We start from the raw sequence: 22,303 nt of genomic DNA, 5'->3' as shown, positions 1-22,303 counted from the left end.
CAAGGGGCCGGAAGGTACGGCGTGCCCTCGGCTGGCACCTACCAAAGCAAGGGCAGGGCGCTATAGTCCGCCCATGGAACCGACCGCGACGCTTGACCGTGACGTGGCCCACCATGCAGCGCTCGATGCGCGCCTGGTCGAGGCCGTAGGAGGCATCCGCCTGCTGGGCCTGACCAGCTGGCCGGCAACCCTGCAGGCACCCTTCCTGGACAGCGTGGCCCGCAGCCAGCCGAAGCTGCCGGTGGTCGACTACCCGAAGCTCGATTTCAGCGACGAGCGTCGCGCGCTGGCGGCACTCGCTGCCGAGTGCGATGAAAGCCATCCGCTGGGCCATTACGTGCGGCAGTCCGCGCACAGCTGGGATCTGGCTGCACAGCTGCTGGAAGGCCTCGGTACCGCGGCCGTGGATGCCTGTTCGGTGCAGTTGTTCGGGTCACCCGAGCAACCGCTGCCCGGCAACGGACCGAGCACGCGCGATGCAGCGCGCCACTTCATCCAGATTGCTGCCGAGCTGGATCACGAACTGCTGGCACCGGAAGAGCAGGTGCCGGTTTCGGCGATCGCCCTGCAGTTGCAGCTGCAGAATGACCTCGATGCGTTCTTTGAATCGCGCATCATCCAGGTGCAGCTGGACCCGGAGCTGGTCTCCAAGGCGGCGGCCGGACCGACTCGCATCCGCCTGCGCACCAGTGCGCGCTTCAGCGCTTACGACCGCGCGCAGCTGTTCCACCATGAAGCGCTGGTACATTCGCTGACCGCGTTGAACGGCCGCGCGCAGCCGGTGCTGCCGAGCCTGGCGCTGTCCTCGCCACGGGTGACGGCCACCCAGGAAGGACTGGCGACATTCGCTGAGCAGATCACCGGCAGCATCGACATCGAGCGACTGAAGCGCATCAGCCTGCGTACCGAGGCGATCGCGATGGCGCGCGAAGGTGCGGACTTCATCGAGGTGTTCCGCTACTTCTGCGATGCCGGGCAGAACCCGGAAGAGAGCTTCGCCTCGGCGCAGCGGGTATTCCGCGGTGTGCCACCGAGTGGTGGCCTGGCCTTCACCAAGGACACGGTGTACCTGCGCGGTCTGGTGTCGGTGCATACCTTCTTCCGCCACATGCTGGCCGAAGATCGCCTGCAGGTCTGCCGCTGGTTGTTCGCGGGCAAGATGAGCCTGACCGATGCGATCGCGTTCTCGCCGCTGTTCGAATCAGGCGTGCTGAAGCCACCGCGTTGGCTGCCGCACTGGATGAGCCGGGCGAATGGCCTGGCCGGCATGCTGGCGTTCTCGCTGTTCGCCAACCGCATCCGGATGGACCAGCTGGCGCCGGAATGAAATGCGTTGGCGGGATGATGCGCTGGCGCCTCGATTGATATCGGTTGGCGGCGGTGGGGCACCCTGGCCAGGACACGCCGTAAACCCATCCATGGGGGCTCGATCGGCGCATCCATGCGCCTCACGGTCCTGACCAGGGTGCCCCACCGCCGCCAGACAGTTTCCCGCGCGGGCGGCAGCACATCACCGCGCCGAAGGGGTTGCGCTTGAAAAGCAAAGAGCCGGGCACCGCCCGGCTCTTTGCTTTTGCTCTTGCTTTCCATTGCCTCCGCGCCGGCGCGGGGAACTGTCCAGCGCGGGTAGGCAGGCCCATGCAGGACCGTTGGCGCCATGGATGGCGCCATCGAGCCCCCATGGTGAAGTGACCCCCAAAAGCTGGACAGTTGGGCGGTCAGGCGGCCAGCTTGGCCTGTTCCCGGTACTTTACCGGGCTCATGCCCTTCAACTTCAGCTTGATGCGGTCTTCGTTGTAGTACCTGATGTACTCAACCAGGCCCGCTTCCAGGCTTTCGATACTGTCAAAGCTGTTCAGGTAGAAAAATTCCGACTTCAGTGTCCCGAAGAAACTCTCCATGGCCGCGTTGTCCAGGCAGTTGCCACGTCGGGACATGCTTTGTTTCAGGCCGCGCCTCTCGAGCTTGTGCCGGTAGTTCTCGTGCTGGTAGTGCCATCCCTGGTCAGAGTGGATCATCGGTCGATCTTCGGGTGAGAGCTTTTTGATCGCCTGATCCAGCATCTGACCCACCAGATCGAACACCGGCCGACGCTTCATCTGGTAGGCCACGATTTCGCCGTTGTAGAGGTCCATGATCGGCGAAAGATAGAGCTTCATGCCCTGCACTTTGAACTCGGTTACATCGGTCACCCACTTCTGGTTGGGAATTTCGGCTTCAAACTGACGGTCCAGTTCGTTGGGAACCACGACATTGGCTGTGCCCTTGAACGCGCGGTAGCGCTTGATGCGTACGCGCGACTGCAGGCCCAGCTCGGCCATCAGGCGCTGCACCCGCTTGTGGTTGATCGCCTCGCCCCGATTGGCCAGTTCCAGTGTTATGCGGCGGTAGCCATAGCGCCCTTGGCTTTCGTCGTAAATCGCGCGGATGCGCTCACGCAGTTCCACCTCGCCCTCATCAGGATGGGCCAAGGCATGAACCTGGTAATAGAACGTGCTGCGCGACAACTCGGCCGCCTCGAGCAAAAGCGGCAGGGAGTGGGCCTGCCTCAATCCTTGGACGGCTTGCGCTTTGTGCGCTGTGCCGCCTGCTCTTCCTGGATCAAGGCATCGAGCTTTTTTAAGTAGGCCGTCTCCGCACGCAGGTAGGCTACTTCCTTAAGGAGCTCATCGCGGCTCATGTCCTCGGCTGGCTTGGACGAGCGGGTCTTCTTCATCGGCTTTGGGGGCGGTAATGGTGGCGGCGCCAACGCTTGGGCGCCACCGTCAGCATACAGCCGTTGCCATTGCCCCACCGCGCCGGCATCTCCGATCTGGAAATAGGTCGTGGCCTCGCGCCCAGACATCCCTTCTTGACGCATCTTTTCAAGGACATCCAGCTTGAACTGGAGATCGTAGGACCGGACTTTGCGGTGAAACCCACGCCAACCATGCAGCCGGTAGGTCGCTGCCCAACGCCGGACCGTCGAAAACTCCAGACCGTGGCGACGGGCCACCGCCTTGACGGATGTGGAGGTCTTGCAGGCCTCCTTGGCGACCTGAAGTTTGAAGCGCGCGTCATACCTATTCATGAAATCCTCGGAGTTGGACGGGGTGTCCAACTTCCGGGGGTCACTTCATGGATGGGTTTACGGCGTGTCCTGCATGGGCCTGCCTACCCGTGCCATGCAGGAACAATCAACGCGCCGCAGCGCCCGCTTTCGACTTAGAACTCCGCCGCCACCGTCATGAACACCTGTCGCGGCGCACTCGCATGGATCGCATACCGCGTGCCCTTCGGATCGGTCGGTGCGAACGAACTCAGCTGGCCGGCATAGCGCTTGTTGGTCAGGTTGGTCGCATTCAACGACACCCGCACGTTGCGCAGACCCAGGCCCGGGCCGAAGTCGTAACCGGCGCCCGCATCGAAGGTGGTCACGCCCGGCACCGACTGGTCGTTGGTGTAGGTGTAGTAGCGCTTGCCGGTGTACTTGGCGCGCAGGCTGGCGAAGAAGCCGTCGCGGTTCCAGCTGATCTCGCTGGACGCCATGCGCTGCGGCGTATCCACGGTGATCTTGCCGGCCACCGGCACGATCGCACCGCCCGAAGTGTAGTCATCCTCGTAGGTGGTCTTGTTCCAGGACAGCGCGTTGTACCACTGCAGGCCATCCACGGGCTTGAGGATGAAGGTCAGCTCGGCACCGTGGCTCTTCACCGAACCGACGTTGATGAAGCGCGTCACGCACTCCGGCCGCGTGCCGACTTCGATACTCGAGCACGGGTTCAACGACAGCAGGCGGTTGTCGAACGTAACGTTGTAGGCCGCGATAGACGCCTGGTATTTCTCACCGAAGGTACGGAAACCCGCTTCCAGGCTCTTGGACTTCTCCGGCTCCAGGCCTGCGCTGGCGGCGAACGATTCCGGCGACACCTGCAGCGGGCCGCCGCTGCCGCCGCCGACGAAGGCAGCGATGTTCTCGGCATACGAGGCGAATACTTCGTTGTTGGCGTTGAGCTTGAAGCCCACACCCAGCTGCGGCAATACCGATTCCTTCGCGGTCAGCGTGCCCGAGGCAATGCTGGTTTCCACGCCCGGCTGGGCCTTGGCGGTCATGCGCGTGTTGGGGCTCTTGATGCCCACGTCCACGGTCAGGCGCTGGTCGAGGAAGCGCATCCGGTCCTGCACGTAGAACTGGCGGGTACGGATGTCGAAGTCCTGGTTGAACAGGCGGCGGTCCGGGTTCTGCAGGTACAGGTCGTCCAGGAACGGGCCGCTGATGTAGTAGAAATTGCGCGAGACGTTATGGTCGTTCTGTTCGTACCACACACCGGCTTCCAGCTCATGGATGCCCACCGTCCACGACAGCGCGGCGGTCACGCCGTCGCGGTTGATGGTGTAGTTGGTGCTGCGGATCGAGATCGGCAGCATCTTGTCGGTGCCCGGGTAGGACGGCTGGCCCGGCGCCCACCAGTGGCCCTGGCCACGGTTCTCATGGTGGTAGCCCAGCAGCTTCAGGCGGCCCTGATCACCCAGGCGGATGTCGGCGTCGATCGAGTACAGGTTGTCGTCGCGCAGCGCACGGCTCTGGTAGTACGCATCGTCGATGCTGTTGACGCCGCCGCTGAACGCACAGCGCGCCTTGTTGTAGGTACCCGGTGCGCAGTATGCAGCCGCGACCGCGCGATCCCAGTCCGGTGCATAGATGTTCCAGTCATAACCCAGGCCGCGCGCCAGCATGTCCTTGGACAGGTAGGCATAGTTGGCCTGGCTGGCGCGCGAGGTGGCGACGAAGGCGCCGAAGCGGTTGTCGCCCACGTTCCACACCGCCTTGGCGTTGAACTGGCGGGTGGTCTGGTTCTGATACGGCGCGGCCCACATGTCCTGGTCCTGGTGCACGCCGGAGACATAGGCCGAGAAACCGTTGATGTCGCCGGTGTCCACGCGCAGGTAGCCGCGGCGCTGGTTGTCATCACCCGCGGTGATGCTGGCGCGGCCGCCGAACTCGGTGGACGGATCCATCGAGAAGTACTGGATGGTGCCGCCCAGGTTGCTGGTCGAGGCCACGCCCAGCGAACCGATGCCCTGCGACAGCTCGGCGCCTGCCAGGTTTTCGGCGATCAGTGCACGGGCGATGCTCAGGCCGTTGTAGTTGCCGTAGCTGTTGTCGCCCAGCGGAATGCCGTCCAGCGTGTAACCCAGGCGGCTCTTGTCGAAGCCGCGCAGGCTGATGGTCTGCGATTCTTCATTCGCACCGAACGCATCGTTGGACTGCACCGACACGCCGGGCAGGCGGTCGAGGATCTTCTGGCCGCTGGTACCCGGCGGCAATACCTGCTTGTCGACGGTGGTGATGCGCTGCACCTGGCGGGTCTCGCCCTGGCCGATGACCGAGACGGTATCCAGCGTCTGCGCGCTCAGCGCGGTATCGGCGGTGGCGTCGGTGGCTTCAGCGGCGTGGGCGCTGGCGGCGGAAAGCGCGATCGCCACGGCGATCGTCAGGTATCGGGTCTGCATGATGGTCCATTGCATGGGGGATGGTCACCGGCCCGGGGGCGCGGTGCGTGGCCACTATGCGAACGGAACATGAAACCTTGTTTACGAAAAACCAACGAACGGCGTCGCGGGGAGAAGCCGCGCAGAGCGTGAATCTACCGGGGGAGGGACGTAGATCCACGCCCTGCGTGGGAAAGCGCTAGCCCATGTACAGGCCACCGTTGACCGGATAGTCCGCACCGGTCACGTAGGAGGCTTCATCCGAAGCCAGCCAGGCACACAGGCCCGCCACTTCTTCCGGGCGACCCAGACGCCGCACCGGCACCGACGCGGCCAGTCGATCCAGCACGTCCGGTGGGAAGCTGCTGATCGCCTGGCTGGCGATGTAGCCCGGCGACAGTGTGTTGACGGTGACCCCGCGCGAGGCGACTTCAGCGGCCAGCGCACGGCTGAAACCGTGCATCGCGGCTTTTGCCGTGGCGTAGTTCACCTGGCCGATCTGGCCCTTGTGGGCGCTGACCGAACCGATGTTGATGATGCGGCCCCAGCCACGGGTGGCCATGCCATCAACCACCTGCTTGGTCAGGTTGAACAGCGAGTTGAGATTGGAGGCGATCACTGCATTCCAGTCCTCCACCGTCATCTGCCGGAACAGCAGGTCGCGGCTGCCGCCGGAGTTGTTGACCAGCACGTCCACCTCGCCGACTTCGGCACGCACCTTGGCGAAGGCCGCCGTGGTCGACGCCCAATCGGTCGCATTGCCTTCGGAGGCGATGAAATCAAAGCCCTGTTCGCGCTGCTCGCGCAGCCAGTTGGCCTTGCGCGGCGAGTTCGGTGCGCAGCCGGCGACCACGGTATGGCCGGAACGGGCCAGGCTCTGGCAGATGGCAGTGCCGACACTGCCCATCCCGCTGGTGACGTAGGCAATTCGAAGAGTCATTGCAGAACGCTCCTTGATAAGGGAATCAGGTCGTGAAGGGATAGAGCCCGAACAACAGGCCGCCGATCATCAGCAACAACGAAATGGCGATCGCCCACTTCAGGGTGAATTTCTGGTGGTCGGCGAACTCGACCTTGGCCAGTCCCACCAGCAGGTAGGTGGACGGCACCAGCGGGCTGAGCAGGTGCACCGGTTGCCCGGCCAGCGACGCGCGGGCCATTTCCACCGGCGTGATGCCGTAATTGCCGGCCGCTTCGGACAGGATCGGCAGCACGCCGAAGTAGAACGCGTCGTTGGACATGAAAAAGGTGAACGGCATCGAGGCCACCGCGGTGATCACCGCCAGGTAGGGGCCCCAGCTGTCGGGAATGATCGCCAGGAAGCTGTGCGACATCGCTTCGACCATGCCGGTGTTGTTGAGGATGCCGGTGAAGATGCCCGCAGCGAAGATCAGCGCCACCACCGACAGCACGCTGCCGGCATGGCTGACCACGCGGCGGCGCTGTTCGGCCAGGTTCGGGTAGTTGATCACCAGCGCGATGGCGAAGCCGATCATGAACAGCACCGGCATCGGCAGTACGCCGATGATGAGGGCGCTCATCAGGGCCACGGTCAGTGCCAGGTTGACCCACAGCAGCCTGGGGCGCTTGGTGTCTTCGGCGTCTTCCACGGTCGGCAGCGTGTTGCCGTCGTCGGACACGCTGTTGTCCATCCAGCTGCCACCCTTGGGCAGGGTTACCACGCCGAGGCGACGGCGCTCCTTCATGCCCAGGTACCAGGCCAGCAGCAGTACACCGGCGCAGGCGATCACCATCGACGGAATCAGCGGCACGAACACATCGGCCGGGTCCACGTGCAGTGCGGTGGCCGCGCGTGCGGTCGGGCCACCCCACGGCGTCAGGTTCATCACGCCACCAGCGAGAATGGTCACGCAGGTCATGTTCAGCGCGTTCATGCCCAACCGCTGGTACAGCGGCAGCATCGCCGAGACGGTGATCATGTAGGTGGTCGAACCATCGCCATCGAGCGAGATCAGCATCGCCAACACGGCGGTGCCGAGCACGATCTTCATCGGGTCGCCCTTGACGAAGCGCAGGATGATCCGCACCAGCGGATCGAACAGGCCCGCATCGATCATCACGCCGAAGTAGAGGATGGCGAACATCAGCATCACGCCGGTCGGCGCGATCTTCTTGATGCCTTCCAGCATCATTTCGTCGATGCCGGCAGCGAAGCCACCGATCAGGGCGAAGATGATGGGGATGGTGATCAGGGCAACGAGTGGCGACAGTCGTTTGCTCATGATCAAGTACATGAACGTAATGACCATGCCAAAGCCGAGGATGCTCAGCATCATCTGCGGACTCCTTGAAAAATCAGGATGTGGGGAAGTGGAAGGGGGCTGACGTTTAGAAATCGAACTGCAGGCGCCCGGTGACCGCGCGCGTGCGGTCCACCGTGGTGCCGGCCAGGCGATCGCGGTTGCGGCTTTCGATCACGTTGAGCATGAAGCGCAGGTTGTCGCGCAGGTACCAGTTGCCGCCCAGCGTCCAGCCTTCGGTGCTGCCACGGCGCAGGTCGGGTTGGCCATCGAGGTGCTGTGCGCCCCACATCTGGTCGTAGCGCAGGGCCACTTCGAAGGCACCGGCCTTGTGACGGATGTTCTTGACCCGGGCGAAGCGGCCGGTCTTGCGGTCGTAGGCGCGGCTCTCGCCGGTGACGAACCAGCTGAGCATGCCGTAGGCGGCCATCACACCACCGCGCTGGGCACCATCATCGAAGGTGGCGCCGCTGAATTCGCCCTGCCATGACAGCGGGCCGCGCACCTGCGCATATTCCAGCGACCACTTGTTGACGTCGGTATCGCGGCCGGCGGAGAAGTCGACCAGGGTCAGGCGGCTCTCGTCGGACAGATGGCCGGCCGGACGCGGGCGGATCTTCAGGCCCGGCGTGCCGTTGCCGCCCGGGTTGTCGTAGGCCTCGCGGGCCAGCGACAGGCCCAGGTGCAGCACGTCGCCCTCGCCGGGGGCCGGTGCCCAGGTGACGCGGCCACCGGCGGCGCGGCCCTTGACCTGCCAGGCATCGATGCTCTCCAGGCTGTACACGCTGGCCGCCCAGGTGAAATCGCCCGGATTGGCCTGCCACGAGGCGCCCAACCGGTACAGCGGCGCCAGCGTGGTGCCGGCGTTGCCGCGCTCCAGGAAGCTGCCGTAGTTGGAGCCGGTGCGGTCATCCAGCGAGAAATACTGCTTGAACTGGCCCACGGTGAGGCGGCCGGCATCGCCGAAGCTGCGGCTCAGGTAGACGTCTTTGGCCTCGACGCGGTCGCCGGAGAAATCGGCTTCCAGCTTGTAGTCGACAACGAAGAACTTGCCGGAAACGTCAAGCCAGGCGCGGCGGATCTCGGTGTCGTCCTTGTTCGGTGTGCCCCGGTTGTCGTTGTCGAAGGTGGCGAAATCCAGGTGCAGGCGCCCGCCGACCGTGGCGGTCACCGGACGCTCGTCCTCTGCGAAGGCCGGCGCGGCCAGCGCAGCCAGGGCCATCATGGCGGCAGGACGCCGCCAGGCAATGCTCAATTCCACAAACCCTCCCAGGTGCACGCCAAGCGCGCGGCAATCGTGGGCACCGGACGGTGCGCGGCCGCAGTCTGTGTCGCGCAAGCTGTCATCGTCCTGTCAGCGGTTTGTGCGGTGCAGCGTAAAAGACCGCCGGGCATGGCCCGGCGCTACCCATGCGGTGTACCCCGGTAGCGCCGGTCCATGACCGGCGGGCGAACCCTGCGCCATGCGGTAGCATTCGTTTCCCCTCTTACGCCCCCGCCCATGCGCCTGCTGCTGGTCGAAGACAACCCGGACCTGGCCGATGCGATCATCCGTCGCATGCGCCGCAGTGGTCACGCGGTGGACTGGCAGGCCGACGGTCTGGCCGCTGCCAGCGTGCTGCGTTACCAGAGTTTCGACCTGGTGGTGCTGGATATCGGCCTGCCCAAGCTGGATGGGCTGAGGGTGCTGGCCGGCATGCGTGAGCGCGGCGACAGCACCCCGGTGCTGATGCTGACCGCACGCGATGGCATCGAAGATCGCGTGCAGGCACTCGATGTCGGCGCTGACGACTACCTGGGCAAACCTTTCGACTTCCGTGAATTCGAAGCGCGCTGCCGGGTGCTGCTGCGGCGTGCACGTGGGCAGGCCAGTGAAGTGGTGCAGATCGGCGGCTTCCAGTTCGACAACGCTGCGCACCGGGTGACCCTGGATGGCGAGCCGATCGAGCTGCCCAACCGCGAATATCGTTTGCTTGAGATCCTGGTGGGCCGCATGGGCCAGGTCGTGGGCAAGGATGAGATCGGCAATGGCCTGTTCGGCTTCGATGACGAAGCGGGGCCGAACGCCATCGAGCTGTATATCGGTCGCCTGCGCAGGAAGCTGGCAAGCGCGCCGCTGCGCATCACCACCGTGCGTGGCGTCGGCTATCTGCTTGAAGCCAGCGATGGCAGCAGCGACACCGATGGCTGACGCGCGCGCTGCGCCTGCCGCGCCTGGGTCGCTGCGGCGCACCCTGCTGCTGTACCTGGGCGCGTTGCTGGCAGTATTCGCGGTGGCGCTGTTGTTTGCTGCACGCGACTACGGCCAGCGCGCGGCCAATCGTTCCTACGACCATCTGCTGGTGTCCTCTGCGCTGTCGATCGCCGATTCGGTGGCCTTGGTGGACGGCCAGTGGCAGGTGGACCTTCCGTATGCGGCGCTGGACCTGCTGGCGATGGCGCCGGAAGACCGCGTGTTCTACCGGGTCGCCGACAGCCGTGGCAACCTGATCACCGGCTACGGCGACCTGCCAGCGTCGCCGCGCCGGCCGGGCACGCAACCGCAGTTGTTCGATGCGGCCTACAGCGGCGAGACCGTGCGTTTCGTCGTAGTTGGCCGCAGCTTTGCCGCTGCCTCCGCGCAGGGCGAGGTGCAGGTGCAGGTGGGGCAGACCCGGCGTGCGCGCGAAGCGGTGGCGCAGGAACTGGTCAACCGCGCGCTGCTGGCGATCGGCGTGTTGTCGGGGTTGCTGCTGGCACTGGTGGCGTTCGGCGTGCATCGCGCGTTCCGGCCGCTGGTGCGGGTCGAGCGTGAACTGTCGCGCCGCGAGCCGTCCGACCTGAAACCGTTGGACGCGCGCGTGCCACGTGAGATGGATCAGATGGTGGCAGCGCTGAACCGCTTCATGGAACGCTTGTCCAGCAGCAATGAAACCCTGCGTGCGTTCATGGCCGAGGCCGCGCACCAGATGCGCACGCCGCTGGCCGCGCTGCGCGCGCAGGCGCAGCTGGCGCTGGATGACGACGATCCGCAGGACATGCGGCGCAGCCTGCTGGCGATCGAGCGCAATGCCACCCACATGAGCCGTCTGCTCAACCAGCTGCTCAGCGATGCCAGCGTGATCCATCGATCCCATCTGCAGCGCTTCGCCACCGTGGACCTGGCCGAGACCGTGCACCAGGCGCTGCACGAAGCGTTGCCGCAGGCCGGGCCCGCCCCGCGCGTGCAGCTGGCGATGACGGCCGAGCCGGTGCAGGTGCGCGGTGACGCGCTGCTGCTGCGTGAGGCCATCAAGAATCTGGTCGACAACGCGCTGAAGTACGGCGGCGATGGTCCCTTGCAGATCGCGCTGACCGCTGAGGGCGCGCATGCCGTGCTGACCATCGCCGACCACGGTACGGGCATCGCGGCCGCGGATGCTGAACGCGTGTTCGAGCGTTTCGCACGGGGCGAGGGCGCGCCCTCCGGCGGTGCGGGCCTTGGCCTGGCCATCGTCAAGCGGGTGGTCGACAGCCATGGTGGCCAGATCGATCTCAGCAATCGACCGCAGGGCGGCCTGGTCGCCACCATCCGCCTGCCCCGGAGCAGCACATGATCCGCCTGTTCGCCGCCACTGTTGCCCTGCTGCTGGCCGTGCCGGCCCTCGCTGCACCGGGCGATGTGCGCCGCTTTCCCGCCCAGGGCACCGCCACTGCACAGCTGCGCATCCACGGCACCACCGATATCGAGGTTTTCGCCGAGGTCATCGCCGACTACCAGCGGCTGCATCCGGGCAGCGAGGTGGTGTACGAAGACATCATCACCCAGGACCTGTACGCGCGTTACCTGCATGACCGCGCCGGACCTGCGTCGCCGGATCTGCTGATCTCCAGCGGCATGGACCTGCAGACCAAGCTGGTCAACGACGGCCGCGCGCTGCCGCACCGTTCGGTGCAGACCCAGGCGCTGCCGGCGTGGGCGCAGTGGCGTGGCGAAGCGTTCGGCATCAGTTACGAACCGGTGGTGATGGTCTACAACACGCGCAGGCTGCCGGCCGCGAAAGTGCCGCACACACGTCGACAGCTGCTGGACCTGCTGCGTGCGGAAGGCACGCCGTTGCGCGGCAAGGTCGGCACCTACGACATCGAACGCAGCAGCGTGGGTTACCTGCTGGCGACCCAGGATGCCCAGCGCGGCAGCATCGCCGGTGCCCTGCTGGGCGCGCTGGGGGACAACGCGGTGGTGCGCGAGGAACGCACCGGCGTGCTGCTGGACCAGGTGGCCAGCGGCCAGTTGTCGCTGGTCTACAACGTGCTGGGCTCGTATGCGCAGGCGCGTATCGATGCGGGCGCACCGCTGGCCATCGTCGAGCCGGAGGACTACACGCTGGTGGTGCTGCGTACCGCGGTGATTCCGCGCACCGCAGCGCACCCGCAGGAAGCGCGGCGCTTCCTCGACTACCTGCTGTCGCCACGCGGCCAGCAGGTGCTCGCGCGCGAGGCGCGGCTGATGCCGATCGTGCGCGGCGATGCAGGCGGCGACGATGCGCCCGGCCGCAGCCGCCGCCCGATCCAGCTCGGCCCCGGCCTGCTGGTCTACCTGGATGCGCTCAAGCGCCGCCAGTTCCTCGATGCCTGGCGCAGCAGCGTGGAGCCGGCCGGGCGCTGATGCCCTGGTAGCGCAGGGCCACGCCCGGCGGATGCGGTTTGCTGCACGTACAATGGCCCCATGAGCGAATACACCATCCTGATCGCCGATGACCATCCGCTGCTGCGTTCGGCGGTGGTGCAGTCATTGCGGCAGAGCCTGCCGCTGGCGCAGGTGCGCGAGGTCGCCAGTGCCGAAGCACTGGCTGCGGCGCTGGACGCACAGCCCGATGTGGATCTGGTGCTGCTGGACCTGACCATGCCTGGCGCACACGGTTTCTCCGCGCTGCTGCACGTGCGCGGTTCGCACCCGGACATCCCGGTGGTGATCCTGTCCTCCAACGATCATCCGCGGGTGATCCGTCGCGCGCAGCAATTCGGCGCCGCCGGTTTCATTCCCAAGTCCGCGCCTGCCGAAACCATCGGTGAAGCCGTGGCGGCGGTACTTGATGGTGGCCTGTGGTTCCCGGCGATGGCGGCTGAGCGTTCCGAGGCCGACGCGCTGCTGGCCAGCCGTTTGGCGCAGCTGACGCCGCAGCAGTTCCGGGTACTGCTGTGCCTGGCTGATGGGCTGCTCAACAAGCAGATTGCCTATGAGCTGGGGTTGGCCGAGAACACGGTGAAGGTGCATGTCACCGCCATCCTGAAGAAGCTCGAGTGCCACAGCCGTACCCAGGCTGCGGTGTTGGTGAAGGCACTGGAGCCGGAAGGCGATGCGCGCGCCGGGTTGGATGGCTGATCGCGGCAGGACATCGAATGATGTACTGAGTCGGTGTTGATTCTGTTCCGCTTCCTCGATCAGTTTCCGCTGATCGAGTTCAGTTCCGGATCGATAGAGAACATGAATCTGTTTTCGTATCCCGTACCGATACCCTCAGCTACTTCCGCGTAGCTGTATGTGGGAGACGATCGGTCTGACACCAGCCTCTGGCCCCATGCCTCGTGATCGGCATTGCTTCGGGCTCGAGCGATACCAATGCATATGCTCAGGCCGCACGCAAGGCGCTCAAGAACGGCGTTCTGATCCATTGCGCGCATGAGAGACGATCGATAGTGCCTGGCCAGGTCCTGCGCATCAGGGCTGGATGCTGCGTCGATGGTCATGCGATCGATTGCATCATAGGTACTACGGCTGGACCGCAGAAGGTCTTCAGCAGTCTGGCTTGAGATGCCTCTGTTTGCCATGAATCCAGACTCGACCTGGAGGTGCTCGAATGTGCGTTCCGTGCGATTGCCGGCCGACGCCGAAATGCTCTGATTCGACAATGTGGGGCCACGCGGGTTGGCTGGGTCGGGGGTGTCTGGGTGACGCTGGCTGATGCTGCTTTCTTCTGTAGTTCTCTGTTGATTTCCGTCTGCTTTCGATGATTTTCCATCGATGCATCCGCTGCAGCAAAGGCCGAGAAGCGTCGCCACGATCGGGCCGAAATATCTTGTAAATGCAGGAGGTGCGGGAGAAGCGGGCACGATCAATGCCTCTGGTCTGGCTGGCCGATTGGCCCGGTCATGTAATTTTCTGATCTTCAGCAACGGTGGTAAGTAGGACAATTGCTCGTCTGCTGTTCAGACTATGCCCATCCTCTATCCATGGGTGGGTCGCTTTTCAGCCTCCTCTCAAGGAGCGGCCGAGGGTCTTCGCGTGGTGCAACACCTTTACCCGCGATGCCGCAACAGCAACTGCGTCATCAATGCACGCAGCGCCGGTGGCCGCACGGGCTTGAGCAGGAAGCCCCAACCGTTCTCGGCAGCATGCGCCTTCAGCGCATCATCGCGCTCGGCGGTCACCAGGATCACCGGCGGCCGCGCCTGCCATAGCGTGCACAGCGCTTCATACAGGTCCGGTCCGTGCCACTGCCCCATGCGCACGTCCAGCAGCAACAGCTGCGGCACGTTCAACGCGCTGGCGATTTCCACCGCGCCCTGCGGGCCGTCGGCAAGTTCCACATTGCAGCCCCAGCGTTCCAGCAGGGCACGGGTCGCCGCACAGACATGCGGGTCATCATCGATGCTCCATACCCTACATTGGCGCAGTGGGCTGTCATCAGACGGCTCGGTCGCGATGACCGGCGCTGCCGGCGGTGCAATCACCTCGTCGGCGCGTCCGAGTGCCACGCTGACGGCGAACACGCTGCCCTTGCCCAGCGTGGAACGCAGGCTGATGCGGTGGCCGAGCAGGCGGCCGATGCGCTCGACGATGGCCAGGCCCAGGCCGGCGCCACGCTCCTGCTCCACGCCGTCATTCAAGCGACGGAACTCTTCGAAAATCTCGCCCTGCAGGCTTTCCGGAATACCCGGGCCCTGGTCATGCACCTCGATGCGGAGCTGGTCACCTGCGCGCCGACAGCCGATCAGCACGCGTCCATGTGGCGTGTAGCGCAGCGCATTGGACAGGAAATTCTGCAGGATGCGCCGCAGCAGCGCTTCGTCGCTGACCACCACCGCGCGGGTGTCCACCCAGTCAAGCTGCAGACCACGGCTCTGTGCGGCGATGCCGAACTCGCGCGCCAGGGTTTCCAGCAAGGGAGACAGCGCGAATGCGCGCACCCGGACCTGCAACGACCCCGACTCCAGCCGTGAAATATCCAGCAGGCTGTTGAGGATCGCATCCTGCGCGGCCAGTGCGGCGTCGATATGGTCGCTGGTCTGTTGCTGTGCGGGGTCACTCAACTTCCCGCGCAGCACCGACACGAACATGCGCGCGGCATTCAGCGGCTGCAGCAGGTCGTGCACCGCCGAGGCCACGAAGCGGGTCTTGTAGCGGTTGGCCTGTTCGGCTTCGCGGCGGGCTTCGTCCAGATCCTGGGTGCGTTCGGCCACGCGGTGTTCCAGCGCATCGGCCAGCGAGCGCAGTTCGCGTGCGGCGTTCTTGTAGCTGGTGATGTCGGCATAGCTGGTGACGAAGCCACCATCGGGCAGCGGGTTGCCGCGGATCTCCAGCACCGTGCCGTCGTCCTTCTCGCTCTCGCGCATATGCGGGCGGCCGCTGCGCAGGTGGGTCAGACGGCGTTCGATGGCCTCGTCGATCGGACCGGGGCCCAACAGGCCACGACGTGCGTTGAAACGGAACAGTTCTTCGATCGGGCGGCCCACCCGCACCAGCCCCGCCGGGAAACGGAACAGCTCCAGATAGCGCGAATTCCACGCCACCAGACGCTGCTCCTTGTCGATCACCACCACGCCCTGTGGCAGATGTTCGAGGCTGCGGCTCAAGCCAACGTCGGCGTCGGTGGCGGCTTCCAGCAGGCCGTCCTGGGCGGTGCGCAGCTCCTGGGCGTGCTGTTTGAGCAGGGTTTCCAGTTCGCGCCGGCTGCGCTGGCGATGCCTGGACAGGCGACGCCGTTGCTGCACGAACAGCACCAGGAAACCCAGCGCCAACCATGCGGCGGCGCCGGCCAGTGCCGCGTCCCGGCCGGCACTGGTGGCCGCGCTGGCGTCGTGCAGCAGGTGCAGGCTCCAGTCTTCGTCGGGCAGCGCCAGGGTCTGCCACAGCATCGCCTGTGGCAGCGCCGGGTCGAGCAGGCGGACCATGCGGCCGCCATCGGCCAGCACATCTTCGGTGCGCACGCGCAGCGGTTGCAGCGAGCGATCGGCATACTGCCGCGCCGCACGCATCTCGTTGCGTTCCTCCGTGCCGAGCGGGCGCAGCAGGCGGTAGCGCCAGGCATCGCGGTTGGCCAGGAACACCACGTCGTGGTTGTCGCTGGTCAGCACCACGTCCGGGCTGCTCAACCATTCCTGTTCCAGCGCGGACAGCTCGATCTTGATAACGATCACGCCGATCCGCTGGCTGTCCGCGTCCAGGATGGCCTCGGACATGAAATAGCCGGGCACGCCGGTGGTCATGCCGATGCCGTAGAAGCGGCCACGGCCATGGGCCAGTGCCTGCTGGTAGTACGGGCGATAGCTGTAGTCCTCGCCGACGTTGCTGGTGGGCTGGTCCCAGTTGCTGGCAGCCACGGCCACGCCATCGCGGCCGACCAGGGTCAACGTCGAGGTGCGGGTGACCTGGTTGGCGCGCTGCAGTTTCAGGTTCAGGCGCTGCCGCTCGGCGGGTGAGGGCGGCACCTGCAATGCATGCAGCAGGTCCGGGTCCAGCGCCATCACCTGCGGCAGGGTGCCGAACCGGTCGATGCGCTGTTGCAGCCCTTGGCCGTACAGCTGCAGCTGGCGCTGCACCTGCGCGCTTTCCGTGCCCAAGGCGCGACGCCAGGCGTAGTGGCCGGCGGCGACCGCGGACAGCACGGTGCCGGCCACCATCACCAGAATGGTCAGCAACTGCAGGCGGTGGCGGCTCAGCCAATACATGGCGGCAGTCTACGCAGGGCCGGCGGGCGCGGTGTACACGACCGCCGGGATCTGACACGTGGAAGGGATCAGAAGTGCATCTGCGCGCGAAGTTCGAAGATCTCCGGGGTGCTGTGCACACCGCGACGGCTGGCGTCGACCTTCACGTAGTTGGCCTGGAACTTGAAGTGGCTGGTCAGGTACCAGTTCGCGCCCAGGGTCAGGTCGTGCTGGCGGCCGCCGAGGATGCTGCCGTCGTCCAGGTCCAGGCGGCTGTAGCGGGCCACCAGTTCCACCGCACCGTAGTCGTGCGCCGGCTTGATGTTGGCAACGGCGCCGGCGTTGTACGGGCGCGATTCGCCGGTCAGCACCCAGCTGGCCATCGCGTACTGGCCGTGGCCGGTGTAGTCGGGCTTGCCATCATTGCGGGTAACGGTGGCCTGCAGCGCTTCGGCCTGCAGCGAGAACGGACCGCGGATCCAGATACCTTCCAGGCCAGTGCGGCGGATCTGGTCGGCAGTGACCAAGGCCCCGGAATCGACCAGGCGGATGTCGGTCAGGCCGGCTTCCGGACGGGCGCGCAAGCGCGCGCTGGCTTCGTGGTGGACGTCGCGGCCATCGTGGTAACCACGCGGGTTTTCCTGCGAATAGGCCAGGCCCAGGTGGATCACGTCACCCGGCGCCTTCACCGGCGTCCACACCGCACGCACCGCCTGGGTGGTGCCGGGGTTGTCGCCCTGCAGGTCCTTGCCGCCATAGGCGCCGGCCTGCAGCAGGTACTGCGGACGCTCCAGCACCCATTCCACGCCGGTGCGGCGGCCTGCGTAGAACGCCTGCACGGGCAGCGAAGTTTCCAGGAAGCTGCCGGCGCGCGAGGAGGTGTTCGCATCCAGGCCGACCGGGGTCTTCATGTAGCCGAAGCGGAAGCGGCCGACATCGCGGCCGAAGAATGCCTTGCTCTCGAAGCGCACGAACACGTCCAGCCAGGTATCGGCCTGGAAGTCGTAGTAGACCATCGCGTCGTACACGCCCTTCTTTTTCAGGGTCGCGCCGAATTCCTTGCGGCGCACCGCGTCGTCGTCCTCGATGCCGCTGGCGGACGAGAAGTCGTTGTAGTCGTAGGCGATGTTGGCGGTGGCGGCCAGTTCGGTGCCGTCGCCGAAGGTGTACTTGGTCGGCCAGTTGTCGAAATCGGCAGCCGAAGCGAAGGCGGGAAGCGCCGCCAGGGAAAGGGCGAGCAAGGTGGGAATCGGGCGCATGATGGTGCGGCTCTCTCAGATTGCGTGTGGACAGGACAACAACGGCCGCAATGGCCGGAACTTTCGCAATGACGCGCCCGGCCGTTCAGGTCGGGCCACCGGCATCCCCGCGATCAGCGGTGCGGCGCCAGTGTAGGCAGCGCAGCCACCTGAACCGGGGGGCTAGTACCAATAGGTTATCTGCGTGGCGGTGCGTGGCGCGTACAAAGGCGTCCATTGGTCGCACCCCGCGCCTGCAATCAAGGGGGCGTGCGATCAGTTTCCACGGTAACGGTTCCCGTGCACTTCCGGGGCCGTACGTGCCTGAAAACGCCCCTTCCGGAGTCCGCCATGCACATCCCGACCGCTGCGCCGGTGCCCAGCAAGCCGTTGCCGCTCTACCGCCAGCTGTATTTCCAGGTGATCGTGGCGATCGTCCTGGGCGCTGTCCTCGGCCACTACGAGCCGCTGATCGGCGAGAAGATGAAGCCGCTCGGCGATGCCTTCATCAACCTGGTGAAGATGATCATCGCGCCGGTGATCTTCCTGACCATCGTCACCGGCATCGCCGGCATGACCCATCTGCGTACGGTGGGCCGGGTGTTCGCCAAGGCGATGGCGTACTTCCTGTTCTTCTCCACGCTGGCGCTGATCGTCGGCATGATCGTGGCGCACGTGGTGCAGCCCGGCGCCGGCATGAACATCAACCCGGCCGAGCTGGACCAGACCGCGGTGCACAGCTACGTCGAGAAGTCGCACGACCTGACCCTGGTCGGCTTCCTGATGGACATCATCCCGAAGACGCTGCTCAGTGCCTTCGTTGACGGCAACATCCTGCAGGTGCTGTTCGTGGCGGTGCTGTTCGGCATCGCGCTGGCCTCGGTGGGTGAGAAGGGCAAGCCGATCCAGAACTTCCTGGAAGCGCTGGTCGCGCCGGTATTCAAGCTGGTGCACATCCTGATGAAGGCCGCACCGATCGGTGCCTTCGGCGCCATCGCCTTCACCATCGGCAAGTACGGCGTTGGCTCGCTGGTCAACCTGGCCTGGCTGGTCGGCTCGTTCTACCTCACCGCCTTCCTGTTCGTTGCGGTGATCCTGGGCGTGGTCTGCCGCCTGTGTGGTTTCTCGGTGTTCAAGCTGGCCCGCTACCTGAAGGCCGAGCTGCTGCTGGTGCTGGGCACCTCGTCGTCGGAGTCGGCGCTGCCGTCGCTGATGGAGAAGATGGAACGTGCCGGCTGCAGCAAGTCGGTGGTCGGCCTGGTGGTTCCCACCGGCTACTCGTTCAACCTGGACGGCACCAACATCTACATGACCCTGGCCGCGCTGTTCATCGCCCAGGCCACCAACACCGAACTGACCCTGGGCCACCAGATCGCGCTGCTGCTGGTGGCGATGCTCAGCTCCAAGGGCGCGGCCGGCGTCACCGGTGCCGGCTTCATCACTCTGGCCGCCACCCTGGCGGTGGTACCGGAAGTGCCGGTGGCCGGCATGGCGCTGATCCTGGGCGTGGACCGCTTCATGAGCGAGTGCCGCTCGCTGACCAACTTCATCGGCAACGCGGTGGCCACGGTGGTGGTCTCGCGCTGGGAAGGTGCGCTGGACCGCGACCGCCTGAAGCTGGCGCTGGATGGTCGCGAAAGCGAACTGCCGCCGCCGGTCGATGCCGTGCCGCTGGCAATGACCGAGGCGCTGCCCGCCAAGGGCTGATCCGGGTGTGTGGTACTGCGGGGCCGGTCACGACAGTGGCACGGCCCCGCAGCGTTTCAAGGCGTCCCACGGCTGTCATCGCCAGCGCCGAAGCTGTGCTCTGGTAACGTCGCATACGCCATGGAATTGTGCGGTCGCAGCATCACTGCGACAGCATAGCGACAGGTCCGACCGCTCCAACGGGGGTATGATCCCCTGTCCCTTCTGCCCATTCATGTAACCCACATCGATGTCCAACGAAGATTTCAAACAGGCCGCCCTCGATTACCACCGGATGTCTCCACCCGGCAAGATCAAGGTTTCCGCTACCAAGCCCATGCTGACCCAGCGCGACCTGTCGCTGGCGTATTCGCCGGGCGTGGCGTACGCCTGTGAAGCGATCAAGGCAGATCCGCAGCAGGCCAGCGAGCTGACCGCCCGCGGCAACCTGGTGGCGGTGATCTCCAACGGCACCGCAGTGCTGGGCCTGGGCAACATCGGCGCACTGGCCGGCAAGCCGGTGATGGAAGGCAAGGGCGTGCTGTTCCAGAAGTTCGCCGGCATCGATGTGTTCGACATCGAAGTGGACGAGAACGACCCGGACAAGCTGGTCGACATCATCGCCTCGCTGGAGCCGACCTTCGGCGGCATCAACCTGGAAGACATCAAGGCACCGGAGTGCTTCATCGTCGAGCGCAAGCTGCGCGAGCGCATGAAGATTCCGGTGTTCCATGACGACCAGCACGGCACGGCGATCATCGTCGGTGCCGCGGTGCTGAACGCCATGGCGATCACCGGCAAGAAGATCGAAGAAGTGAAGCTGGCGACCACGGGCATGGGCGCGGCCGGCATTTCCTGCGTGAACATGCTGGTGCAGCTGGGCCTGAAGCCGGAGAACATCCTGGCCTTCGACCGCGAAGGCGTGATCCACACCGGCCGTACCGACCTGGACCCGGAAAAGCAGCGCTATGCGCGCGATACCGACAAGCGCACCCTGGCCGAGATCGTCGACGGCGCGGACATTTTCCTAGGCCTGTCGGCACCGGGCATCCTGACTGCCGAGATGGTCAAGACGATGGCGCCGGATCCGGTGATCTTCGCCCTGGCCAACCCGACCCCGGAAATCATGCCGGAACTGGTGCGCGCCGCACGTCCGGACGCGATCATCGGTACCGGCCGTTCGGACTACCCGAACCAGGTCAACAACGTGCTGTGCTTCCCGTACCTGTTCCGCGGTGCGCTGGACGTCGGTGCGACCGCGATCAACGAGGAAATGAAGATCGCCTGCGTGCGCGCGATCGCGGCGCTGGCCCGTCGCGCTGCCACCGACATGGGCTCGGCCTATGGCGGTGAGACCCCCAGTTTCGGCCGCGAGTACCTGATCCCGCGTCCGTTCGACCGTCGCCTGCTGGTGGAGCTGTCGGCTGCCGTGGCCCAGGCCGCGATGGATTCGGGCGTGGCGGCCCGTCCGATCACCGACATGGAAGCCTACCGGCAGAAGCTGTCGCAGTTCGTCTACCGCACCAGCCTGATGATGAAGCCGGTCTACGACCGCGCGCGCAGCGACAAGCAGCGCGTGGTGTATGCCGAAGGCGAAGAGGAAGTGGTGCTGCAGGCAGTGCAGAACGTGGTCGATGACGGCCTGGCACATCCGATCCTGATCGGCCGCCCGGAAGTGATCGAATCGCGCATCGAACGCCTCGGCCTGCGCCTGAAGATCGGCGAGAACATTGAAGTCACCAACATCAATGACGACCCGCGCTTCAACGAATACTGGCAGTACTACCACGGCCTGACCGGCCGTCGTGGCGTCACCGTGGCCGCCGCCAAGAACCTGATGCGTTCGCGCCCGACCCTGATCGCTGCAGTGATGGTGGCCCGTGGCGAAGCCGATGCGATGCTGACCGGCATAGTCGGCCGCTTCCACAAGAAGCTGGGCTACGTGCGCAGCGTGCTGCCGCTGGAATCGAAGGTCACCTCGACCTCGGCGATGACCGGCGTGATCAACCAGCAGGGTGTGTTCTTCTTCGTCGATACCCACGTGCAGGAAGACCCGACCGCCGAGCAGCTGTGCGAAGCGACCCTGCAGGCGGCGTACCGCATGAAGCTGTTCGGCGTCGAGCCGAAGGTGGCCCTGCTGTCGCACTCCAACTTCGGCAGCCACGATTCGAAGGATGCGCTGAAGATGCGCCAGGTGCGCGAGCTGCTGCTCAAGCGCAACCCGCGTCTGAACGTGGACGGCGAAATGCAGGGCGACACCGCATGGGATGAAGCCCTGCGCCAGAAGCTGCTGCCGGGCTCGACCCTGCAGGGCCGTGCCAACCTGTTCGTGCTGCCGAACCTGGAAGCGGCCAACATCGCCTACAACCTGGTGCGCGTGTTCACCGATGGCGTGGCGATCGGTCCGATCCTGATGGGCGTCAACAAGCCGGTGCACATCCTGACCACCAGCGCGACCTCGCGCCGGATCCTGAACATGACCGCGATTGCCGCAGTCGATGCGCAGATCCGCAAACAGATCGAAGCGGAAAAGAAGGCGTAAGCCTTCGTTCCGCTGCGATCTGCAGAAACGCGTCCTTCGGGGCGCGTTTCTGTTTCCGCCCCGCGGAAACCGGATCGGGTAGCGCCGGGCCATGCCCGGCGAGCGCGCAGCGCGGCGCTTCTCGCATTCCGCCGGGCATGGCCCGGCGCTACGGGAGAACTGCAGCCGCCCGGTAATCGCCCTGCAATCTCGCTGCGGCCCAATACGCCCACGCG

15 protein-coding genes are annotated in these 22,303 nt (G+C 65.4%); 7 read left to right on the top strand and 8 right to left on the bottom strand.

The window, feature by feature from the left end; all coding sequences use genetic code 11:
* The first annotated feature begins 73 nt into the window (after window positions 1-73).
* Window positions 74-1,327: a flavohemoglobin expression-modulating QEGLA motif protein gene (locus ACEF39_RS17465; protein ID WP_500285972.1), complete on the top strand. Its 1,254-nt coding sequence runs from the start codon at window positions 74-76 to the stop codon at window positions 1,325-1,327.
* A gap of 391 nt (window positions 1,328-1,718) precedes the next feature.
* Here the strand turns inward: ACEF39_RS17465 and ACEF39_RS17460 are convergent.
* The 5 genes from ACEF39_RS17460 to ACEF39_RS17440 form a co-directional block, all read right to left on the bottom strand.
* Window positions 1,719-3,070, bottom strand: a protein-coding gene (locus tag ACEF39_RS17460) for an IS3 family transposase (protein ID WP_500285688.1) whose coding sequence is annotated in 2 segments (ribosomal slippage) — window positions 1,719-2,614 and window positions 2,614-3,070 — 1,353 coding nt in all. Because the reading frame shifts where the segments join, the coding sequence is not laid out codon by codon here.
* Between the two features lie 134 nt (window positions 3,071-3,204).
* A complete protein-coding gene (locus ACEF39_RS17455; RefSeq protein ID WP_500285971.1) occupies window positions 3,205-5,493 on the bottom strand; it encodes a TonB-dependent receptor in 2,289 nt (762 codons plus the stop codon).
* A gap of 178 nt (window positions 5,494-5,671) precedes the next feature.
* Window positions 5,672-6,412, bottom strand: coding sequence for an acetoacetyl-CoA reductase (phbB, locus tag ACEF39_RS17450; protein ID WP_025874115.1), 741 nt, complete (start codon window positions 6,410-6,412; stop codon window positions 5,672-5,674).
* Between the two features lie 25 nt (window positions 6,413-6,437).
* Window positions 6,438-7,766, bottom strand: coding sequence for a CitMHS family transporter (locus tag ACEF39_RS17445; RefSeq protein ID WP_500288045.1), 1,329 nt, complete (start codon window positions 7,764-7,766; stop codon window positions 6,438-6,440).
* A 55-nt stretch (window positions 7,767-7,821) separates the two neighbouring features.
* On the bottom strand, window positions 7,822-8,958 hold the full coding sequence (locus tag ACEF39_RS17440; protein ID WP_500288044.1) for an OprO/OprP family phosphate-selective porin: 1,137 nt from the start codon (window positions 8,956-8,958) through the stop codon (window positions 7,822-7,824).
* 276 nt (window positions 8,959-9,234) lie between these two features.
* On the opposite strand from ACEF39_RS17440, the gene ACEF39_RS17435 reads away from it, so the two are divergent.
* Genes ACEF39_RS17435 through ACEF39_RS17420 form a run of 4 tightly spaced genes read left to right on the top strand, consistent with a single transcriptional unit; the run spans window position 9,235 to window position 13,077 of the window.
* Entirely contained in the window at window positions 9,235-9,924 is a 690-nt protein-coding gene (locus ACEF39_RS17435) for a response regulator (RefSeq protein ID WP_500285970.1), read from the top strand.
* Window positions 9,917-11,308: a sensor histidine kinase N-terminal domain-containing protein gene (locus ACEF39_RS17430; RefSeq protein ID WP_500285969.1), complete on the top strand. Its 1,392-nt coding sequence runs from the start codon at window positions 9,917-9,919 to the stop codon at window positions 11,306-11,308. The genes ACEF39_RS17435 and ACEF39_RS17430 overlap by 8 nt, the downstream gene beginning before the upstream one ends.
* On the top strand, window positions 11,305-12,360 hold the full coding sequence (locus ACEF39_RS17425; protein ID WP_500285968.1) for an ABC transporter substrate-binding protein: 1,056 nt from the start codon (window positions 11,305-11,307) through the stop codon (window positions 12,358-12,360). Before ACEF39_RS17430 ends, ACEF39_RS17425 begins: the two co-directional genes overlap by 4 nt.
* Before the next feature lie 60 nt (window positions 12,361-12,420).
* Window positions 12,421-13,077: a response regulator gene (locus ACEF39_RS17420; protein WP_180165958.1), complete on the top strand. Its 657-nt coding sequence runs from the start codon at window positions 12,421-12,423 to the stop codon at window positions 13,075-13,077.
* Window positions 13,078-13,136: 59 nt separating this feature from the next.
* On the opposite strand, the gene ACEF39_RS17415 is transcribed toward ACEF39_RS17420, so the two are convergent.
* The 3 genes from ACEF39_RS17415 to ACEF39_RS17405 form a co-directional block, all read right to left on the bottom strand.
* Entirely contained in the window at window positions 13,137-13,886 is a 750-nt protein-coding gene (locus tag ACEF39_RS17415) for a hypothetical protein (protein ID WP_500285967.1), read from the bottom strand.
* 105 nt (window positions 13,887-13,991) lie between these two features.
* Entirely contained in the window at window positions 13,992-16,643 is a 2,652-nt protein-coding gene (locus ACEF39_RS17410; RefSeq protein ID WP_500285966.1) for a hybrid sensor histidine kinase/response regulator, read from the bottom strand.
* A gap of 68 nt (window positions 16,644-16,711) precedes the next feature.
* Window positions 16,712-17,881, bottom strand: coding sequence for an OprO/OprP family phosphate-selective porin (locus ACEF39_RS17405; protein WP_500285965.1), 1,170 nt, complete (start codon window positions 17,879-17,881; stop codon window positions 16,712-16,714).
* Between the two features lie 330 nt (window positions 17,882-18,211).
* Between ACEF39_RS17405 and ACEF39_RS17400 the strand changes: the two genes are divergently transcribed.
* Both ACEF39_RS17400 and ACEF39_RS17395 read left to right on the top strand, forming a co-directional pair.
* The gene (locus ACEF39_RS17400) at window positions 18,212-19,567 is read left to right on the top strand and encodes a dicarboxylate/amino acid:cation symporter (RefSeq protein ID WP_099820994.1); all 1,356 of its coding nucleotides are present in this window, start codon (window positions 18,212-18,214) and stop codon (window positions 19,565-19,567) included.
* Between the two features lie 229 nt (window positions 19,568-19,796).
* Window positions 19,797-22,088, top strand: a complete 2,292-nt coding sequence (locus ACEF39_RS17395; RefSeq protein WP_500285964.1) for an NADP-dependent malic enzyme — start codon at window positions 19,797-19,799, stop codon at window positions 22,086-22,088.
* Window positions 22,089-22,303: the final 215 nt, after the last annotated feature.

It is taken from the genome of Stenotrophomonas indicatrix (assembly GCA_041545745.1).
GTDB classification, from domain to species: domain Bacteria; phylum Pseudomonadota; class Gammaproteobacteria; order Xanthomonadales; family Xanthomonadaceae; genus Stenotrophomonas; species Stenotrophomonas indicatrix_A.
This window is presented reverse-complemented; position numbering and strand designations above follow the sequence as displayed.

Coding starts and splice junctions, on each gene's coding strand:
- ACEF39_RS17465 (WP_500285972.1), top strand. CDS start 74: ATGGAACCGACCGCGACGCTTGACCGTGACGTGGCCCACCATGCAGCG.
- ACEF39_RS17455 (WP_500285971.1), bottom strand. CDS start 5,493: ATGCAGACCCGATACCTGACGATCGCCGTGGCGATCGCGCTTTCCGCC.
- phbB (WP_025874115.1), bottom strand. CDS start 6,412: ATGACTCTTCGAATTGCCTACGTCACCAGCGGGATGGGCAGTGTCGGC.
- ACEF39_RS17445 (WP_500288045.1), bottom strand. CDS start 7,766: ATGCTGAGCATCCTCGGCTTTGGCATGGTCATTACGTTCATGTACTTG.
- ACEF39_RS17440 (WP_500288044.1), bottom strand. CDS start 8,958: ATGATGGCCCTGGCTGCGCTGGCCGCGCCGGCCTTCGCAGAGGACGAG.
- ACEF39_RS17435 (WP_500285970.1), top strand. CDS start 9,235: ATGCGCCTGCTGCTGGTCGAAGACAACCCGGACCTGGCCGATGCGATC.
- ACEF39_RS17430 (WP_500285969.1), top strand. CDS start 9,917: ATGGCTGACGCGCGCGCTGCGCCTGCCGCGCCTGGGTCGCTGCGGCGC.
- ACEF39_RS17425 (WP_500285968.1), top strand. CDS start 11,305: ATGATCCGCCTGTTCGCCGCCACTGTTGCCCTGCTGCTGGCCGTGCCG.
- ACEF39_RS17420 (WP_180165958.1), top strand. CDS start 12,421: ATGAGCGAATACACCATCCTGATCGCCGATGACCATCCGCTGCTGCGT.
- ACEF39_RS17410 (WP_500285966.1), bottom strand. CDS start 16,643: ATGTATTGGCTGAGCCGCCACCGCCTGCAGTTGCTGACCATTCTGGTG.
- ACEF39_RS17405 (WP_500285965.1), bottom strand. CDS start 17,881: ATGCGCCCGATTCCCACCTTGCTCGCCCTTTCCCTGGCGGCGCTTCCC.
- ACEF39_RS17400 (WP_099820994.1), top strand. CDS start 18,212: ATGCACATCCCGACCGCTGCGCCGGTGCCCAGCAAGCCGTTGCCGCTC.
- ACEF39_RS17395 (WP_500285964.1), top strand. CDS start 19,797: ATGTCCAACGAAGATTTCAAACAGGCCGCCCTCGATTACCACCGGATG.